Origin of the sequence: Kutzneria chonburiensis, assembly GCF_028622115.1 — a bacterium.
In the GTDB taxonomy this organism is placed as follows: Bacteria; Actinomycetota; Actinomycetes; order Mycobacteriales; family Pseudonocardiaceae; genus Kutzneria; species Kutzneria chonburiensis.
Genome location: NZ_CP097263.1, coordinates 3,898,784 through 3,915,599 on the forward strand (window position 1 = coordinate 3,898,784; position 16,816 = coordinate 3,915,599).

At 70.3% G+C, this 16,816-nt stretch carries 16 protein-coding genes; 9 read left to right on the forward strand and 7 right to left on the reverse strand.

What is annotated here, in order from left to right:
• Positions 1–17: 17 nt before the first annotated feature.
• Positions 18–2,102 (reverse strand): acyltransferase family protein, encoded by a 2,085-nt coding sequence (locus M3Q35_RS17440; RefSeq protein ID WP_273942905.1) that lies wholly within the window; start codon positions 2,100–2,102, stop codon positions 18–20.
• A gap of 308 nt (positions 2,103–2,410) precedes the next feature.
• On the opposite strand from M3Q35_RS17440, the gene M3Q35_RS17445 reads away from it, so the two are divergent.
• The 8 genes from M3Q35_RS17445 to M3Q35_RS17480 all read left to right on the forward strand — a co-directional run bounded on the left by M3Q35_RS17445 (position 2,411) and on the right by M3Q35_RS17480 (position 11,313).
• Complete coding sequence (locus M3Q35_RS17445) at positions 2,411–3,118, forward strand: 3-keto-alpha-glucoside-1,2-lyase-like domain-containing protein (protein ID WP_273942906.1); 708 nt, start codon at positions 2,411–2,413, stop codon at positions 3,116–3,118.
• A gap of 160 nt (positions 3,119–3,278) precedes the next feature.
• The gene (locus M3Q35_RS17450) at positions 3,279–4,172 is read left to right on the forward strand and encodes a GNAT family N-acetyltransferase (protein ID WP_273942907.1); all 894 of its coding nucleotides are present in this window, start codon (positions 3,279–3,281) and stop codon (positions 4,170–4,172) included.
• A gap of 39 nt (positions 4,173–4,211) precedes the next feature.
• The gene (locus M3Q35_RS17455) at positions 4,212–5,558 is read left to right on the forward strand and encodes an apiosidase-like domain-containing protein (RefSeq protein ID WP_273942908.1); all 1,347 of its coding nucleotides are present in this window, start codon (positions 4,212–4,214) and stop codon (positions 5,556–5,558) included.
• A 5-nt stretch (positions 5,559–5,563) separates the two neighbouring features.
• Positions 5,564–6,589, forward strand: a complete 1,026-nt coding sequence (locus tag M3Q35_RS17460; RefSeq protein WP_273942909.1) for a S66 family peptidase — start codon at positions 5,564–5,566, stop codon at positions 6,587–6,589.
• Positions 6,590–6,598: 9 nt separating this feature from the next.
• Complete coding sequence (locus M3Q35_RS17465; RefSeq protein ID WP_273942910.1) at positions 6,599–6,871, forward strand: hypothetical protein; 273 nt, start codon at positions 6,599–6,601, stop codon at positions 6,869–6,871.
• Between the two features lie 10 nt (positions 6,872–6,881).
• Complete coding sequence (locus tag M3Q35_RS17470) at positions 6,882–7,658, forward strand: isocitrate lyase/PEP mutase family protein (protein WP_273942911.1); 777 nt, start codon at positions 6,882–6,884, stop codon at positions 7,656–7,658.
• A gap of 45 nt (positions 7,659–7,703) precedes the next feature.
• On the forward strand, positions 7,704–9,836 hold the full coding sequence (locus M3Q35_RS17475) for a hypothetical protein (protein ID WP_273942912.1): 2,133 nt from the start codon (positions 7,704–7,706) through the stop codon (positions 9,834–9,836).
• Positions 9,837–9,948: 112 nt separating this feature from the next.
• On the forward strand, positions 9,949–11,313 hold the full coding sequence (locus M3Q35_RS17480) for a histidine-type phosphatase (protein ID WP_273942913.1): 1,365 nt from the start codon (positions 9,949–9,951) through the stop codon (positions 11,311–11,313).
• A gap of 6 nt (positions 11,314–11,319) precedes the next feature.
• Here M3Q35_RS17480 and M3Q35_RS17485 read toward each other — a convergent pair whose 3' ends face one another.
• The 6 genes from M3Q35_RS17485 to M3Q35_RS17510 all read right to left on the reverse strand — a co-directional run bounded on the left by M3Q35_RS17485 (position 11,320) and on the right by M3Q35_RS17510 (position 16,018).
• Positions 11,320–12,180, reverse strand: coding sequence for a diacylglycerol/lipid kinase family protein (locus M3Q35_RS17485; RefSeq protein WP_273942914.1), 861 nt, complete (start codon positions 12,178–12,180; stop codon positions 11,320–11,322).
• Positions 12,177–13,124 (reverse strand): twin-arginine translocase subunit TatC, encoded by a 948-nt coding sequence (gene tatC / locus M3Q35_RS17490; protein WP_273942915.1) that lies wholly within the window; start codon positions 13,122–13,124, stop codon positions 12,177–12,179. Before tatC ends, M3Q35_RS17485 begins: the two co-directional genes overlap by 4 nt.
• Positions 13,121–13,375, reverse strand: coding sequence for a bacteriophage holin (locus M3Q35_RS17495; protein WP_273942916.1), 255 nt, complete (start codon positions 13,373–13,375; stop codon positions 13,121–13,123). The genes tatC and M3Q35_RS17495 overlap by 4 nt, the downstream gene beginning before the upstream one ends.
• Before the next feature lie 253 nt (positions 13,376–13,628).
• Complete coding sequence (locus M3Q35_RS17500) at positions 13,629–14,606, reverse strand: helix-turn-helix transcriptional regulator (RefSeq protein ID WP_273942917.1); 978 nt, start codon at positions 14,604–14,606, stop codon at positions 13,629–13,631.
• Entirely contained in the window at positions 14,603–15,589 is a 987-nt protein-coding gene (locus tag M3Q35_RS17505; RefSeq protein WP_273942918.1) for a helix-turn-helix transcriptional regulator, read from the reverse strand. Before M3Q35_RS17505 ends, M3Q35_RS17500 begins: the two co-directional genes overlap by 4 nt.
• Before the next feature lie 9 nt (positions 15,590–15,598).
• A complete protein-coding gene (locus M3Q35_RS17510; RefSeq protein WP_273942919.1) occupies positions 15,599–16,018 on the reverse strand; it encodes an SRPBCC family protein in 420 nt (139 codons plus the stop codon).
• Positions 16,019–16,056: 38 nt separating this feature from the next.
• Here M3Q35_RS17510 and M3Q35_RS17515 point away from each other — a divergent pair, with 38 nt between their 5' ends.
• Entirely contained in the window at positions 16,057–16,809 is a 753-nt protein-coding gene (locus tag M3Q35_RS17515; protein ID WP_273942920.1) for a UbiA family prenyltransferase, read from the forward strand.
• Positions 16,810–16,816 lie beyond the last annotated feature (7 nt).

Here is a 16,816-nt window from a genome sequence, read left to right on the forward strand (position 1 = left end):
GGCTGCTCTGCCGCCGGCTAATGCAGGCCGAGGGCGTCGGCGAGCGGCTTGCTCAGGGTGTGCACGTAGGTGTTGGTCAGGTGGTTGTCCCGGTACACGATCACGTTGCCGATGACGCCGGGGCAGACCGCGCCGGTGCACAGCCACTTGGTCAGGTCGACGACCTTCGCGCCGGGCAGCCCGGTAGCGGCCTGCACGAGGGTGTCGGCGGGTGGGAAGGCGCGGTCGAGTGGCGTGTCGCAACGGCTGAACTGCTGCGGGTTGCGCTGCACGCACTCCGGCACGCTGGTGAGCGGCCGCGGCACGTCGTGGATCACGGCGACGGGGATGCCGGCGTCGGACAGCGGCTTGAGCACGCCGCGATAGCCGTCGACCATGGCCTGCGGCGACCGCCAGGTCCAGTTCAGGTCCTGCTTGTACGACTCCTGGGACATCGCGGTCGTCACGACCAGTGCCGGCTTGGCCGCCAAGATCGCGGCGAGTTCGCCCTTGTCCTGGTCGGAGCAGTCGGTCAGTGCCACCCCGGCCTCCGACGGCGGCGTTGCGCTGAACGGGCAACCGTTGCGCATCATCACCTTGAGCCGGTACAGCGGGTTCCGCTGCACATAGTCGGCCAGCGCGGTGCTGAACATCGCGGCGTGGGAATCGCCGATCAGCACGATGGTGTTGGGCGCCTGGGCGTCCCCGTACGCGCAGGAGGCGTCGGCAACGTTGTGGTGCGCGTAGTCGAACGGGACGCAGTCGGCCTTGCCGGCGAAGGGAAAGTCCCGGCCCGCGACCGTGGGGTCCGGCTGAAGGGCGACACCGGACGGAGCCTTGGCCTGGCCCGTCGGATCCAGCACGAGTGCGCCGGGGTGGTCGGCGTCCAGAGTGATCGATGCGGCGAGGCTGTCCAGCCGCTGCTGCGCGATCTGCCACGGCACGACCGAAGCGACGAGGCTGACCGCGATCAGGCACGCGCCGAGCACGAGACTGCCGCGCTGCTTCAGCCGCTTCCGGAAGGGGTCCTCCACGAAGTGCTTGGACAACGCCGCGAGCACGAAGCTGGCGACGAGCACGGCCAGCTGCCGCTTGCGGCCCAGTTCGCCGCCATCGGTCAGGTCGACGGCGAACACGATCAACGGCCAGTGCCAGAGGTACAGGCTGTAGGAGATGTCACCGATGTAGCGCAGCGGCTGCCGGCCCAGCAGCGAGGCGGTCTCGACGCCGGCGGCGCCCTCCTCCTGCGGCAGCACACCGGCCAGCAACACGGCGAGCGTGCCGACGGTCGGCAGCAGGGCGATCCAGCCGGGGAAGGCCATGTCGGTGGTAAACACGACGGCGCTCACGGCGACCGCCACCAGGCCGACCCAGCCGAGCATCAGCCGCACGGCGCGGCCGATCCGCAGTCGCGGCACGGCGATCGCCGCCAGGCCGCCGAGGCCCAGCTCCCAGACCCGGGTCGGCGTGACGAAGTAGGCCGGCGTGTGCGAGATCGGCGTGTACACGACGGAGAAGACGAGCGAGGCGATGGTCACCACGGTGATGCCGATGAACACCCCGCGCAGCGGCCGGCGGCGGCCGAGGGCCGCGCTCAGCAGCATGACCAGCGGAATGAAGAGGTAGAACTGCTCCTCGACCGACAGCGACCAGAAGTGCTGCACCGGCGACGCGCCGACGGTGGCGTGCGTGTAGTCGGTGGACAGAATGGCCAGCGCCCAGTTCTGGATGTCCAGCGCCGAGGCGGCCACCTCACGCAGGATCGAGGGCCAGAGCGACTGCGGCAGGACGATCAGCGTGCCCACGACCGTGACCAGCAACACCACTGTCGCCGCCGGCAGCAGCCGCCGGAACCGGCGGGCGTAGAAGTCCAGCAGGCCGATACGGCCGCTGCGGCGCACCTGACCGGCCAGGCTGCCGATGATCAGGAACCCGGAGATGACGAAGAAGACGTCGACCCCGACGAAACCGCCGGGCAGCAGGTCGGGCCGCAGGTGGTAGACGACCACCAGGACCACGGCGACCGCGCGCAGGCCCTGGATGTCCAGGCGCTGCGCCGTCCGGTGGCCGGCGACCGGCCCGTGCGGCAGTTCCGACGGCCCCGTTCGCTGGGTGGCAGTCACCGACACGTGATCCCCCGCTGACGCTGTGATGCCCGGGCGATCTGCGCGTCCGGGAGACAACGGACGGATGCTACGGTCCGTGACCTTTGAAGTCAAAATGGTGCAGTTCTCCCCGTTCGGGCACAACCCGCCACCAATCGTTGACGCCTTGTATTCAAAACGAGCTGGGTCGATACGACCTGGCGAGCCGAAGAGCGCCGTCAGCACCTCACCACGGCAGCCGGGTTGACGCCCGGCTCCGGCCGCTCGTAACCTGGGTCACGCCGCGCATGAAAAGGTTTACAATCCGATTCACGCTCGGAGGGATCATGGTTCGTCGTCCACTATGGATAGTCACCATCGCGATCTCCCTGCTCATGGCGGTCGCCGCCCCCGCGGCGCAGGCGGCCAAGGCGGACAACCCCTACAACGACCCGAACCTCGTCTCCATGTTCGACGGGAAGACGCTGGACGGGTGGACCTCGCAGGCCAGCGGCCAGTGGTCGGCCACCAACGGGGTGATCCACGGCAACGGGACGTCGCGGGGCTGGCTGTACTACAACAAGGTGCAGCCCGGCACCTTCCGCTGGATCTTCAGCGTCCGCCAGGTCAAGGGCAACCACGCGCCGACCGTGCTGATCTGGGGCACCACCAGCCCGCTCAAGGACGCGCTGAGCGCCATCCAGTTCCAGCCGCCCAACGGCGGCCACTGGGACTACCGGCCGGGCCACAACAACGGCGGCGGCAAGCTGTTCAAGCAGCTGCCGCACGACAAGATGGACATCCACAACTGGAGCCAGTGCGAGCTGATCGGCAACAAGACCACCGGCGTGGCGCGGATGGCCTGCTGCCCGCTCAAGGGCACGGCGGCCACCTGCAAGGCGACGGAGGTGCTGGACTTCACCGACAAGACGGCCGGCCGTGACGGCCCGCTGGCGCTGCAGGTGCACAACAGCGGCATCCAGGACGAGTACCGCAACCTGTACGTGGAGTCCCCGGTCGTGACCAGCCCGGACAAGTTCATCACCACGGGCTGAAAAACCGTTCGCGAAGGGCGCGCCGGCCGGTCTAACCTCGCCGGCGCGCCCTTTCGAACACGACAAGGAGGTGGGAGCGATGGTCACTCGACTGTTCACGTGCTCCCACCGGACCCCAAGGGCGTGACTGCGGGAGCACACCACACACTCCCGGAGCACCATGTCTGATCTGATCGTCCGGCCGCTCGAGGCCGGCGAAGAAGCACTGTTCGACACGCTGTCCGACCCGATGCTGGTCGGCTATGGCGCGTTCGGCACGACGTATGCGACCGGCAACTACCGTCCAGAGTGGACGTGGGTCGCGCTCAGGGACGGCGTCGTCGTCGCCCGCGCGGTCTGGTGGGCCGGCCCCGACGACACCGAGCCGAAAGCGTTGGACTGGTTCGATTTCACCGATTTCGACGCGGCCGTGCACCTGCTGCGCACCGCGCCGTTCCGCACCGAGTACTCGATCCCGCTGCCGCCGAACTGGCGTGACGACCCGGCGACGCACGCCGCGGCCACGGCCCGTCTGGACGCGGCGACCGCGGCCGGCCTGAAGTTCCTGGTCGAGCGCCACACCTATCGCTGGACGCCGGACTGCGGCCTGCCGGAACGCAGCACCCGCCTGGAGTTCCGGCCGGAGCCGGACGACGAGGTCATCTTCGACGTGTTCCGCCGCGTCAACGCGACGAGCCTCGACGCCCATGTCCGGCGCACCATCGCCGAGCAGGGCCTGGACGCCTCGGCCCGTGAAGATCTCGACCTGCTGCTCTGGATGCCCAGCCCTCGCGAGTGGTGGCGACTGGCTTACACGCCCGGCGGCGATCTCGTCGGCCTGGCCGCGCCTTGTTACCACTACAGCTCACACGTCGTCGGCTACATCGCCGTCGTGCCCGAGCAACGCGGCCACGGCTACGCCCTCGATCTGCTGGCGGAGGCCACGCACATGCTGGCCGCCGAGGGCGCGGAGAAGATCGTCGCCGGCACCGACGTGGCCAACGTGCCGATGGCCAAGGCCTTCGCCCGCGGGAATTATCCGATCGCCCAACACCGCATAGATCTTGTGCCGTAAGCACTGCGCACACCGGTCGGGGTCCGTACGATCCGAAACGTGCGGATCCCGATCTTGGTGGCGGCGACGGTGCTCGTCTCGTCGTTCCTGGCGACGCCCTCGGTGCAGTCGCCGGAGGACAGCGGCGTGCGGTACGCCTGGCCGACCTCGGTCAGCGCCAACGGCCGCTACCTGCTCGACCAGGTCGGCCGGCCGTACCTGATCTCCGGCGACTCGCCGCAGGGCCTGTTCGTGACGATGTCGCAGGAGCAGGCCGAGGACTACTTCGCCGACCGCAGGGCCGGCGGCTTCAACGCGCTGTGGATCAACTCGCTGGTGCCGCCCGACCAGGGTGGCCATCCCGACGACGCCACCTACGACGGCATCACGCCGTTCACCAAGGTCGGCGACCTGTCCACGCCCAATCCGGCCTACTGGGACCGGGTCGAGCACATGGTCGCCGCCGCCCGTGACGAGGGGCTGACCATCTGGCTCACCCCCGTCGAGACCTGCGGTCACCTGCAACTGTTGCGGGACAACGGGATCGACAAGGCGCATGCCTTCGGTCAGTTCCTCGGCCGGCGTTTCGTCAAGTACCCCAACATCGTCTGGTTCAACGGCTGCGACCTGCAGACGTGGCAGGACCCCAACGACACCGCCCTCGTGCAGGCGGTTGCCCGTGGCCTCAAGGAAACCGACCCCGCGCACCTGCAGACCGTCGAGCTGAACTACCTGACCAGCGGCTCGCTCGACGATCCCACCTGGCGCCCGTACATCAAGATCGACTCGGCGTACACCTACTACCCGACCTACGCCCAGGTGCTCAAGGAGTACAACCGGGAGAACCCGCTGCCGGTGTACATGGTCGAGGCCAACTACGAGGACGAGCACGACTACACCGGCCCGAAAACCTTGCGGCGCCAGGAATACTGGACGATGACCAGCGGGGCCACCGGGCAGCTCTACGGCAGCGGCTGGACGTGGCAGTTCAAGCCCGGCTGGGAGTCCCATGTGGACACCCAGGGCACTCGCGAGTTCCGGCTGATGACCGAGCTGTTCCGCAGCAGCCGCTGGTACGACCTCGTGCCCGACCAGGACCACAAGCTGCTCACCGCCGGCTACGGCACCCCCAATCCCTGGGGCTCCGTCAACGACAACGACTACGCCACCGCCGCCCGCACCGCCGACGGCCGCCTCGCCGTCATCTACCTGCCCACCGCCCGCCCGATCACCGTCGACCTCTCGCAGCTGCGCCCCGGCGCCATCGCCTTCTGGTACGACCCCACCGACGGCGCCTACCGCTTGGCCAGCCCACCCGTCGGCCGCGGCCAGGTGACCTTCACGCCGCCCGGCCGCAACCACAGCGGCGATGACGACTGGGTCCTGCGCATCGCCTCCTTCGGCTGAGCCCGATGGCTGTGCGCTTTCCCACCCCGCTCAAGCCCGGCGACCTAGTCGGCGTGACAGCGCCGTCCAGCGGCGTGCCCGACGACCTCCGGGCCCGGCTCGACGCGGCGGTCAAGGCCGTCGAGGCGCGGGGTTACCGAGTTGTCGTGGGTGAGTGCATGGACGGCTCGGGGCACGTCAGCGCGCCGGCCGCGCAGCGGGCGGCGGAGTTGACCGTCATGCTGACCGACCCGACCATCCGCGCCGTCGTACCGCCGTGGGGCGGCGAGACCGCGATCGACCTGCTGCCGCTGCTGGACTGGGCGGCCATCGGCTCCGCCGAGCCGACGTGGCTGGTCGGCTTCTCCGACATCTCGACGATCATCACGCCGCTGACCCTGCTGACCGGCCACGCGACCGTGCACGGCAACAACCTGATGGACACGCCCTATCGGACCCCGCCGGGTTTGCTGTCGTGGCTGGACATCGTCGCGGCGGCGCCAGGGGCCACCCTCACGCAGACCCCGCCGGGCCGGCATCGCGCCGCCGGGCACGACGACTACCAGACCAACCCCGAGGTCGACACGTTCACCCTGGACCAGGCCGGCAGCTGGACGGTGCTGACCGGCGGCGACGTGGCCGTCGAAGGACGACTCATCGGCGGCTGCATCGAGACGCTGTGCAACGTGGCCGGCACGCCCTACGGCAACGTCGCCGCCTTCGCCCGCAATCACGCGCCCGAGGGCTTGCTGGTCTACCTCGAAGCGTGTTGCGACGACGCCTTCGCGATCTGCCGCAACCTCCACGGCATGCGCCTGGCCGGATTCTTCACGGCGGCGAACGCCGTGCTTGTCGGCCGAACCCGCGCACCCGCCGCGGATTCGCTCACGCAGCACGAGGCCGTGATGGACGCACTCGGCGGTCTGGGGGTGCCGATCATTGCCGATGTCGAATGTGGCCACGTGCCGCCGTATTTGCCGATCGTCAACGGTGCCCACGGCCGTCTCGTGTACGGCGGCGGCAGCGCCAGCCTCACTCAGACCCTTGCCTAGCATGACGACATGACGGAGATCGAGGCGCCGGGCTGGGATGCCATCGACGCCCGGCACGTCGGCTACCACCCGCCGAAGGGGTTTGTGGGCGGCGCGCTGCAAGGCTGCTCGGCGTACCCGGCTGAGGGGCACTGGCACTACATCACGTACGGCCTGAGCGAGAAGGCGGAGATGCTGGCGACGAGCACGGCGGACGTGCTGGCCCGGCTGGCCGACGAGAACCCCTTGCTGATCACGGATCCGGGCCGGAGTTCGGGTGGCGGCGAAGTGTGGCGCGCCTAGGCTCAACGGCATGACGAGCTTCCGGGAGCTGCACCAGAGCGGCTTTTTCGTGCTGCCCAACGCCTGGGATCCGGCGTCGGCGCGGCTGCTGTCGACGGTGCCGGGGGTGCCGGCGCTGGGCACGACGAGTGCGGGCGTGGCGGCGGCGCTGGGGCTGCCGGACGGGCAGCGGATGCCGATGGCGACGATGGTCGACGCGGTGGGAAAGATCGTCGAAGCCTCGGCGGTGCCGGTGTCGGCCGACCTGGAAGGCGGCTACGACGATGTGCGGGCCACGGTCCGCGCGGCGCTGGATGTCGGCGTGGTCGGGGTGAACATCGAGGACACGCGCTACCCGGACACGAAGCTGTGGAGTCCGGAGGAAGCGGCCGAACGCATTGCCCAGGTCCGCGCGCTGGACGCGGAGCTGGTGATCAATGCCCGTACCGACGTCTGGTGGTTCGGCGACGGCGGAATGGACGAGGGCCTGGCCCGGATGCGGCTGTTTCTCGAGGCCGGCGCGGACTGCCTGTTCGCCCCGGGACTGCCGGAGGCGAGAATTCCGGAGATCATCGCCGAACTGCCCGGTGTCGCGCTCAACGTGCTCGCCTCACCCACGCTGCCCTCGCTGGAAACGTTGGCGGCCATGGGAGTTCGCCGTGTCTCCACCGGCTCGGCGCTGGCCCGGCTGGCCTGGGGCAGCGCCCGAGATGCCCTCAGCTCCGTGCTCGGCGGCGGCGGGTTCGCCGGTATCGGCGGCACGCTCAGTTATCGCGACCTGACCGAAGCGCTCGATAAACGCTATTAACCCGTGACCTTGGCCTGACATCATTCCGCCCGAAAGGTAGGGGGAATGACCATGGAACAGGAATCCGTCGAGCCTTCGCGCGCGCAGCCGGCGCCGGAGGACCCGATCGCCGAGCCGCTGAGATACGACCAGCAGACCTCGCCGGTCGACCAGCCGGGCGAACACCCGCAGCCGTCGGCGCCGGTCGCCGGCCTGCCGCAGAGCCCGTGGCAGCCGACGCCGGCGGTCGCCGACGGGCCGCCGAGCCCCTGGCAGCCGAACGGTGAGCAGCCGGTCGGCCAGCCGGAGGTCGGCTACCCGCAGCAGCAGCCGCTGGAGCAGCAGTCCCCGTGGCAGCCGGCCGCGCCGGCCAGCTACGCGCCGCCGCAGGGCTGGCAGCCGAACTGGCAGCAGCCGAGCGACCAGTCGACCATTGCCATGCAGGCCGGCGCGGCGGTGCCGGTGGCCAACCTGCCGCAGTCGCCGTGGCAGCCCGACGGCCGGCAGCCGGCCGGCCAGGCCGCGATTCCGCAGCCCCAGTGGGGCGCGCCCGGCCAGCAGCCGCTGATGCAGCAGACCTGGCCGGCGCCGTCCGAGCCGTGGCACCCGCCGCTGGTCGTGACGGCCGACCTGCCGCCGAACTGGCACGCGCCGCTGCGCACCGACCTGGTGCCGATCGTGCCCCGCAAGCGCCGCAGCAAGAAGGTCATCCTGATCGCCGCGGCCATGGTGGTGCTGCTGATCGCCGGCGTCACGACGTGGCTGGCCTGGCCGCCGGACCGCAGCCCGTTCGAGCAGGCGGTGGCCAACCTGGCCGCCCAGCCGGTCGCGAACTACACCGCCGAGCTGCCGGACGGCAGCCAGTTCGACGGCCGCGTCACCACCATGGGCGACGCCGTCGGCTGGCTGACGGCCGACAAGGCCACCGGGATCAAGTTCCAGTTCCTGCTGGCCAACGGCACGATGTACCTCAAGCTGAACGGGACCTACTTCCCGCCGGGCGCCCTGCAGGACGCGTACAACCAGACCGGTCTGAAGGACCGGTGGATCACCGGCGACGTCGGCGAGCTCAAGGAGTTGGCCAAGCAGAATGCCACGCCGGCGGCGATCGCCGGCAAGCTGCGCGACGAGGTGGCCCGCACCGAGAAGCTGCCGGAACCCAGCGACGACGGCACCACCATCAACGGCGTTGCCGTGCTCAAGGGCGACACCCCCGACGGCACGCTGTACGTGGCCAAGGAGCAGCCGTACCGGGTGGTCCGCTGGATCGACAAGTCCACCAAGAAGGCGGCGGTCGCGTTCACCAACCCCGGCAACCTGCTGCGGCTCAACGGTGAGCGGGCGTCCTACACCGGCCTGGGCACGGCCGACTTCAAGCCGGTGACGGCCAATGACGTCGACCAGACCTACGACGAGATGGAAACCGACGTCAGCCAGCTCGGCAACGCCATCAACACCAGCGTGCAGTACACGGTGAACGCCGTGGACAACCTGGAGCACTTCGACGACTGCGAGGCCGCCGGCTGCCAGGTCGTCGCGCACTTCACGACCACGACGTCGCCCCGCACGTCGCCGCCGGCCCAGACGAACGTGGAGATGACGGCCAGCGTCACGATCGACGACGTTCCCGCAGGCTCGTGCACCACCACCGACAAGGTGGCGACCACCGGCGCGGTCACCATGTCCTGTATGGACAAGGACATCCACGGCGGGTTCACGCAGGCCAACGAGGCGGCCAAGGCCAAGGCCCGCGCGGAGTCCGGCGGCAGCGGCTACTACGCCTGGTTCGTGTACGTCCGGGCCAAGGTGCACGCGCTGGCGCTGGCCTCGGTGGACACGCTCGCCGAGGGCAAGCGGCTGGAGTCGTTCCGGCCCGACCGGGCCTGCGGCTGGGCCGAAAAGGGCGGCAGCGGCAAGGTGCCGGTCAACCTGTACGACAAGTTCAGCGCCCGCCTGGACACCGCCCGCTACCCGGACTTCGAGATCCACGTGTTCCAGGACGGCCAGCCCTACGGCGATTTCGGCCCGAGCGGCTGGTTCGCCAAGAACGGCGGCGTCGCGGTGCCGTCGGACCCGCCGGCCAAGCTCCAGCAGCAGCTCAAGGATGCCGCGGTGGCGTTCATGAAGTCGGCCGGCACGCTCAAGGACGGCGACAGCACCGACGGCGACAAGTGGAAGCGCCCGGCAACCAAATGCTGACTGAACGGCCGGCCCCTCGGGGCCGGCCGTTCATGCCGTTGTACGAGCTCAGGCAGCGCCTGATCCACCCTTCGATCACCCTGTGTTCACGTTGGCCGGAGACCGTGCACGGGTGAATCGAGTCGCCTCCGCGCTCGCCCTCGGGCTCTGTGCGCTGCTTGCCACGCCGACGCCGTCATACGCCGGACCGCAGGCCGAGAACGCCCGGGACAGCTACGGCACCAAGGCGTCGTATGAGCCGGCGCAGAACCCTCGGACGTACCAGGGCGTCCCGAAGGGCTTCGAGCCGGTGTTCACCGAGACCGTCTCCCGGCACGGCTCCCGCGCCGCCACCGACGGCGACGACGCCGCCCTGATCCTCACGTTGTGGGACCGGGCCGCGGCGGATGGCCTGCTCACCCCACTGGGCCAGGAGTTCGGCCCGGATGCACGGGCACTGGACGCCGCCATGGCGAAGGTCGGGTACGGCCGGCTGAGCGGCCGGGGCAAGGACGAGCTGGCGGCGACCGCCGGCCGGTTGCGGCAGCGGCTGCCGGGGCTGTTCACGACGATCGCCGAAAAGGGCGAGAAGATCGACGTGGTCAGCTCCGGGCAGGGGCGGGCCGTGGACAGCGGCACGGTCTTCACGGACGCGCTCACGGCCGCGGACCCGGCCCTGAAGCCGCTGGTCGGCCCGGCCCGCACCGACCCGGACCTGCTGTACTTCCACAAGGCCGCCGGGGGCGCGGCGTATCGGGACTGGCTGGCCAACGACCAGCGCCTCGCAACGACCCTGACGAGCCTCACCAACCAGGACGCGAGCCACCGTGCGGCGGTCCGCGTGCTCGGAAGGATCTTCAAGCCGGCGTTCGTGCAGCGCATCGTCGCCGGTAAATTCTCGTCGACCGCCAATGACCTGACGGCCGCGCAGGCGGTTTACAACCTGTACTCGATCGCCCCGGCGATGCGCGACGAGAGTCCCGCCGGCCGGGGCTGGGGCATGGACCGGTACCTCGCGCCGCGGGACGCGGCGTGGTTCGGATACCTCAGCGACCTGGCGGACTTCTACAAGAAGGGCCCGAGCTTCGCCGACAGCGACATCACGTACAAGATGGCGAACGTCCTGCTCGACGACTTCTTCAAGCAGGCGGAGGCCAAGCGTGACGGCACGAGCGCCCTTGGCGCCGAACTCCGTTTCACGCATGCCGAGGAGATCATCCCGCTGGCCGCCCTGATGCGGCTGCCGGGCAGCACGAAGGCGGTGACGGTCGGCCAGCCGTTCACGTACGCGACGAACCCGTGGCGTGGCGCGGCCGTGTCGCCGATGGCGGCGAACATCCAGTGGGACATGTATCGCAAGGGCGACACGTACCTGGTCCGCGCGCTCTACAACGAGCAGGAGACCGCCTTCAAGCCGGGTTGCCGCGCGGTCTCGAAGGGCAGCTACTTCTACGACCTGAGCGAGCTGGAGCGGTGCTTCGGGCGTACGGGGTCGTAGCGGCCGTCAGGCCACGACCTTCAGCGCCTTCGGCACGCATTCGACGGTCAGTGGCAGCTCCCGCTGCCGCTCACCGTCGGCGTAGCCGATCCAGTCGTTGCCGGCGATGGCGATCGAGCTGGCGCGCAGCGTGGTCACCACCGGGTGGTCGACGTGCCGGCCGGTGCGCAGCTTGGGCAGGATCCGCATCAGCTCGGTCCGGCTGGCCCGCCCGGCGATGGTGACGTCGAGCAGCCCGTCGCCCGGGTCGGCGTCGGGGCAGATCGGCACGCCGCCGCCGTAGAACGGGGTGTTGCCGACGGCGATCAGCGTCGCCTCCAGCTCCACCTCGCCGGCCGGCGTGCGCACCGTCAGCGGCTTCGACTGCAACTGGGCCAGTTCCAGCATGATCGCCAGGTCGTAGCGGCGGGGGCCGCGCGGCCAGCGCATCCGGTTCACACGCTCGTTGACCGCCGAGTCGAAGCCGGCGCACAACACCGTGCCGAACCAGGCCCCGCGCTGCACCCGCCCCAGGTCGATCGACCGGCGGCGGCCCGTGCGCAGCGCCTCCACGACGCCGTCCAGGCTCAGGTCCAGGGCGCGGGCGAAGTCGTTGCCGGTGCCGGCCGGGATGACCGCGAGCGCGGTTTTCGTGCCGGCGCAGGCCTGCACGCCGGCATGCGCGGCACCGTCGCCGCCCAGCACCGCCAGCACCTCGACGCCGTCCCGGACCGCCTTGTGGGCCAGCCGGTTCGTGCCCTCGGCGTCCGAGGCGACCAGCAGCTGGACGTCACCGCAGGCCGTCCGCAGCCGGCTCGCCACCGTGCCGGCGACCCGCCCGGCAGCGCCGAGGCCGGCCGCCGGGCACACCAGCAGCGCTACCGTCACGTGGCGTCTTCGTCGTACGTCTTGGCGCGGACCTCGGACTCAGGCGTGGCCTGCTCCGGCTGCGGTTCGTAGTTGAGCGGCGATGCCTCGTCGTCCGAGAGGCCGGCCCACTCGTCGTCCTTGCCCTTCTTGCGGTCGTTCAGGCGGGAGATCTGCACCGCCACCTCGAACAGCACGGTCAGCGCGCCGGCCAGCACACACATGGAGATCGGGTCCTGGCCCGGCGTGGCGACGGCGGCGAAGCAGAACAGGCCGAAGATGATGCCGCGGCGCCACTTCTTGAGCTTCTCGTACGGCAGGATGCCGACCTTGTTCAGCATCACCACCAGCAGCGGCAGCTCGAAGCTGATGCCGAAGATGACCAGCAGCGCCAGCATGAACGAGATGTACTTGTCGGCCGTCAGCGCCGTGACGAACTCGCTGGCGCTGATGCTGGACAGCACGGTCAACGCCTCGGGCACGACCAGGTAGGCCAGCACCGCGCCGCCGATGAACAGCAGCACCGCGCAGGTCACGAAGATCCGCGCGAACTTCTTCTCCTTGGCGTACAGGCCCGGGGTGATGAACGCCCACAGCTGGTACAGCCACATCGGGCTGAACAGCACCGCGCCGACCGCGATACCGACCTGCAACCGCACCATGAAGCCCTCGAACGGGCTGCCCTGAAGCAGCTTGCCCTCGGTGCCCGGCAGCAGCAGGTTGCGCGGAATGGCCTGGTACGGCTTGAGCAGCAGCTGGCCCAGCGTCGGGATCGGCGGGATGGTGACCTCGAACCAGACGAAGCCGATGATCGCGCCGATGAACACCCCGAGCAGCGCCATGCCGAGGCGGTACCGCAGGTCGTACAGGTGCTCCATCAGCGTCATCGTGCCGTCGGGGTTGTGCCGACGGCTGCGGCGACGCCGCTTCTTGCCCTTGCGCTCCGACTTGTCCTCGGACGTCACCGATGCCGCCCCTCAACCTCCGCCGCCGTGCCGGCGACCCCGTGCTCCGACCCGATCCTACGGCGTTGGGCGAGCGCCACTCCCAGCGCGGCGATCCTGGCCCGGATCAGCCCCCGCCGATCGGCGATGTCGGCCTGCGCCCGCGCCGCCGTGCTCTTCAACCGGGCGGCCTTGCGCAGGGTGCGCTGCAGCGTGACGCCCAGGGGCACCAGCCCCAGCACGACCACCAGCGCGGCGATGACGTACAACACGTGCCCACGGTAACGGTTCCCGGATACGGCCCAGGTACAGCCCACCACCCCCGCGAGTCCCGCTCTGCGACACACCGAAACCCGCCCTCAGGCACACCCAAGCCCCAGCCCTCCCCCAACCCACCCCCCACCCACGCCCCGACGTCACATGCGGTCCCCAGGTGCCGCTGGGAGGCAAGTACGACGCTCATGTGACATTTGAATGTGCTCGAAAGCGTGTTTCGGTGTGCCAGAAAGCGGGACTCGCGGGGGTTCAGCCGGCGAGTTGCCGGCCGAACCGCCGCAACGCCGCCGACGTCCGTTCCCGGATCAGGTCCACCAGCTCGGCCGGCCCCTCGGCCACGGCCAGGCCGCCGGTGCCGATCACCAACCTGGCCATCCACGTGGGATCGGTGTACCGCATGACCACACGGCACCGGCCGCCGTCGAGCTCGGTCTGCTCGTCGACGGCGTAGTACTCGGAGATCCACCGGGCGTCGGGCTCCAGCCGCAGCACGGCGACCTGCTGCCCGGCCTCGGGCCGGAACAGGCCGCCGGAGACGTCGGTGGGCTCGGCGTACGGCGGCGGGGCGGCGGCCTCGTCGAGCACCTCGATGTCGTCGATCCGGTCGAGGCGGAACAGCCGCACGTCTGAGGCGCAGCGGCACCACGCCTCGAGGTAGTTGCGGCCCTCCACGAGCAGCGCCCGCATGGGGTCGACGACCCGCTCGGTGATCTCGTCGCGTGACGCCGTGTAGTACCGGATCCGCAGCGCCCGCTTACGGCTGAGCGCGTCCCGGACGATCTCCCGCACCTCGGCCGTCGCCTCGGCCTCCGGCGCGGCCAGCCCGACGACGACGCCGGCCGGCTGGGCCTCGCCGGCGGCAGCCTCGACCTTGGCCAGCGCCCGCCGCACCGCGTCGGTGTCGGCCACGCCCGGCGTGTCGGCCAGCGCCCGCAGCGCCACCAGCAGCGCGGTCGCCTCAGCGCCGGTCAGCCGCAGCGGCTTGTTCATGCCGGCATCGAACGTGACGGTGATCGTCTCGCCCTCGAACGACAGGTCGATCAGGTCGCCGGGCCCGTAGCCCGGCAGCCCGCACATCCACAGCAGCTCGAGGTCCTTGCGCAGCTGCCGCGCCGTCACGCCGAAATCGGCCGCCGCCTCGTCGACGCGGATACCGGGCCGCGCGATCAGGTACGGCACCAGCGCCAGCAACCGGGTCAGCCGGTCCGTCCCCCCACCCGAACTCATGACGCCTTCCCCTCGACCGCGCCCAACGCACCGAGCAGCCGCTCGTACACCGACTTGCGCAGCAGCTCGGGCTCGATCACCTCGACGTCCGCGCCGAAGCCGGCGATCCAGCCCGCGGCCGACTCGGGCAGGGTCAGCTCGATCTCCAGCAGGTCACCCTCGACTCCGTCGAGGACGTCCGTGCCGACCACCTCGGCCCGCCGCCGCAGCCCCTGCGCCTGCCCCTTGGCCACCCACAGCCGGGCCAGCGTGCCCTGCGCGTGCCCGTCCTCGAAGCCCTTCACGTAGCTCATCAGGTCCACGCCGGCCGGCGCGTGCACCTCGCCCGGCTTGCTCACGGCCTTGGCGTCGCCGACGATCCGCGACAGCCGGAAGCAGCGCGGGGCCCGCCGGTCGCGGTCGTGCCCGACCAGGTACCAGCGGCCGCGCCACGACACGACGCCCCACGGCTCCACGGTCCGCGTCCGCACCTCCGCCGGCACCGGGCGGCGGTAGTCGAACGTGACGACCCGTCCGGTCTGCACGGCCTGCAGCAGCGTCGCGAACGCCGGTTCGCTGGCCCGCACCCGCGGCTCCACCGCGGCCGGCGCCGCCTGGTCCACGTCAACACCGGCAGCGCGCAGCTTCAGCAGCGCCACCTCGGCCGCGCCGGTCAGCTCCGGCGAGTCCCACAGCCGCACGGCCAGCGCCACCGCCGCGGCCTCGTCCGGCTCCAGGTCGATGTCGCCCAGCTCGTAGTCGCGGCGGGCGATGCGGTAGCCGTCGGCCGGGTCGAACGGGTTGTTGCGGCCGGTCTCCAGCGGGATGCCCAGGTCGCGCAGCTCGGCCTTGTCGCGCTCGAACATCCGGTAGAACGCCTCCGGGTTGGCGTCCTCCGGGTAGCCGGGCACGATCGTCCTGATCCGGTCGGCCGTCAGGTACTGCCGGGTCGACAGCAGGCACAGCACGAGGTTGACGAGCCGTTCGGCACGGGCTATGGACACCCCAGCACCTTAGCCCTCCAGCCTGCCGGTCAGGATCGCTCTTCGGGCGTGCAGCACGCCCCGCGCCTGCGCTGCGGTGAACCGCACCAGCCCGAACGGCGCCGTCAGATGCGCCCGCTCCACGATCTCGCAGCCGTCGACGTGGTCCGACAGCTCGAACCGGTGAGCCATCCGCACACCGCCCGGACTATGCACGTCACTAGCCACGACGTTGTCGCCGACGGTCAGGTTCACCCTGATGTGGTTGTCGTACTTGACCGGGCCGAGCCGGAACCGTTCGACCGCCGTGTAGCCCGTTTCGTCGACGTCGTACACCTTGACCACGAGTGGCGACAGTCCGACGTAGTTGGCCGGGTCGGCGAGGTGTTCGAACACCTTGTCCGGGCGCGCCGGGACCACGTACGTGTAGATCAGATCAGTCGACGGCACCGTGTCTCCTCGCCCCGGTTGCGGCAGAGTAGTGGATCGTGTCCACCGTCTCCGGATTGGTCCGCGCGAGCCATCCCGCGCCGGCCGTCGCGGTCACGGTGATCTCCATGGGCTTGGCCGTCGTCTGGGGCCGTTCGCCCGCCGGCATCGCCGCCGTCGGTGCCGCCATCCTCGCCGGGCAGCTCTCCGTCGGCTGGCTCAACGACTACCTCGACCGAGACCGCGATGCCGCCTCCGGTCGTCAGGACAAGCCCATCCCCAACGGCGAGGTCGCCGCGAAAGCGGTGTTGGTGGCGTTTGGCGCAGCGAGCGTGGCTCTCGTGCCACTGTCTTTCCTCTCCGGCCTCATCCCCGGCTTCGTGCACCTGGTGGCCGTCGGCAGCGCTTGGAGCTACAACGCCCTACTCAAGGGCACTGCCTTCTCCGTGCTCCCCTACGCCGTCTCTTTCGCCGCCGGCCCCGCTTTCGTCGTGCTCGGCGTCCCCGCCACTCCCCCGTGGTGGCTCCTCACCGCCGGCGCCCTACTCGGTTCCGGCGCCCACTTCGCCAACGCCCTGCCCGACCTCGCCCAGGATCTCGCCACCGGCGTCCGCGGCCTCCCCCACCGCCTCGGCCCCCGCTACAGCTGGGCCGCCACCTGCCTCCTCCTGCTCGCAGCCGCCGCCGTCCTCAACCCGTACGCCGTCGCCCTCTCCGCCGTAGTCCTCCTCTTCGGCCGCCGCCACCCCTTCCAGGCCGCCATGCTCGTCTCACTCCTGGACGTCGTCCTGCTGATCGTCACGACGCCGTAGACAGCGA